This window comes from Kitasatospora sp. NPDC057518 (assembly GCF_042802075.1).
Lineage (GTDB): Bacteria > Actinomycetota > Actinomycetes > Streptomycetales > Streptomycetaceae > Kitasatospora.
This window is the reverse complement of the sequence record NZ_JBHVEU010000746.1, coordinates 1-2,037: the sequence shown is the minus strand read 5'-3', so window position 1 is coordinate 2,037 and position 2,037 is coordinate 1. Positions and strand designations below refer to the sequence as shown.

General features: G+C 69.7%; 1 protein-coding gene. It reads left to right on the top strand.

Going from position 1 to position 2,037, the window contains the following annotated elements:
• Positions 1-131: 131 nt before the first annotated feature.
• The gene (locus tag ACFU7Z_RS39035; RefSeq protein ID WP_380782905.1) at positions 132-1,955 is read left to right on the top strand and encodes a glycosyl hydrolase family 18 protein; all 1,824 of its coding nucleotides are present in this window, start codon (positions 132-134) and stop codon (positions 1,953-1,955) included.
• The last annotated feature ends 82 nt before the right edge of the window (positions 1,956-2,037 follow it).

Sequence of the window (2,037 nt, the reverse complement as noted above, 5' to 3'; positions counted from 1 at the left end):
TGCCGGTAGTCCGTCATGGTCTGATCCGCTCGATTCCCCACCCATGCCTGTCATGTCCCGGTCGTCCGGCCCCACCCCGGACGCGCGCCCCCGGGACGGCGGGTACCCCCACAACCAGGAGTCACGCACCCATGCTGCGCTCACGCATTGAAAGGGCCGGGACCCCGGCTCCGCAGGGCGGCCGCCGACGCCGTCCCAAGAGCCTGGCCGCCATCGCGGCCGGCACCACCGCCTCCCTGCTGCTCGGCGCCGGTCTCGCGCTGACCGGCGGCGCCGCGGCCAACGCCGCGACCACCAACTCCACCGGCGCGCCCGCCACCAGCGGCGGCATCAAGGTCGCCTACTACGACCAGTGGTCGGTCTACGCGAACGCGTACTACCCCAAGACGATCCAGGACCCCGGCGTCGCCGGGAAGCTGGACTACCTGATCTACGACTTCGCCAACATCCACCCGACCGACCTGGGGTGTTTCGAGGCCACCAAGGCCGCGGACACGAACGACAACAACCCCAACGCGGGTGACGGCGCCGCCGACGCGTTCGCCGACTACCAGAAGAGCTTCGGCGCGGACATCTCGGTCGACGGCGTCGGCGACGTCTGGAACCAGCCGATCGCGGGCAACTTCAACCAGCTGAAGAAGCTGAAGGCGAAGAACCCGAACCTCAAGGTCCTGCTCTCGCTGGGCGGTTGGACCTACTCCAAGTACTTCTCGCCGGCCTCCGCCACGGACGCCTCGCGCAAGCACCTGGTGTCGTCCTGCATCGACATGTTCATCAAGGGCAACCTGCCCGCCGACGCCGGCTTCGGCGGCCCGGGCTCGGCGGCCGGCGTCTTCGACGGCATCGACATCGACTGGGAGTACCCGGGCGGCGGCGGCCACACCGGCAACATCTCCAGCCCCGCGGACAAGCAGAACTTCACCGCGCTGCTGAAGGAGTTCCGCACCCAGCTGGACGCGCAGGGCGCGGCCGACAAGAAGACCTATGCCCTGGCGGCGGCGGTCGGCGCCGGCCAGGACAAGATCATGAACGTCGAGACCGACAAGATCGCTCAGTACCTGACCTTCCTCGACGTCATGACCTACGACATGCACGGCGGCTGGGACGCCCAGGGGCCGACCAACCACCAGGCCGCGCTCTACTCGACCCCGGACGACCCGTCGACCCCGGCCAAGCCGGGCAACGGCAAGTACTCCATCGACAACGCCATCAAGGCGTGGACGGTCGGCGACAAGGAGTACGGCATCCCCGGCGGCTTCCCCGCCAACAAGATCAACATGGGTGTGCCGTTCTACTACCGCGGCTGGACCGGCGTGAAGGACAACGGCACGCACGGCCTGTACCAGCCCGCCACCCAGCCGGCGGCCGGCGCGGCGATGTCCGGCAACGTCCCCGGCATCCAGATGTTCAAGGAGCTCGCGGGCTTCGTCGACAACCCGTCCAAGACCTTCTGGGACGACGCGGCCCAGGCCACGTACTTCTACGACGGCAACACCTTCTGGAGCGGTGAGGACGCCAAGTCGATCCAGGCCAAGCTCGACTACGCGCACTGCAACGGCCTCGGCGGCGCCTTCGCCTTCTCGCTGTACGACCTGGGCACCAAGACCGCCCTGTTCGACAAGATGGTGAGCGCCACCAACGGCTCCGCGTCCGCCTGCCCGGCCCCGCCGACCGGCACGCCGACCCCGACCTCGACCGGCACCCCCACCGGCACGCCGACCGGCACCCCGACCGGGACCCCCACGGGCACGCCGACCGGGACCCCGACCGGCACCCCGACCACGCCGGCCTCCTGCCCGGCCGCCCCGAGCTGGGACGCGAACACCACCTACGCGGCCGGCGGCACCAAGGTCTCGTGGAAGGGCCACTACTACACCAACAAGTGGTGGACCAAGGGCGACGACCCGAGCCAGAGCGGCCAGTGGGGCGTCTGGACCGACAACGGCCCCTGCTGAGACCCGCACCACCGACTGACCGAGGGGCCTGACGGACCCTCGCACCGAACGCGGGCGGCCCCGGACGAGGAATGACCTCGTC

What these genes read in the sequence shown, in the direction of transcription:
- ACFU7Z_RS39035 (WP_380782905.1), top strand. Translation starts at nt 132, where the DNA reads ATGCTGCGCTCACGCATTGAAAGGGCCGGGACCCCGGCTCCGCAGGGC.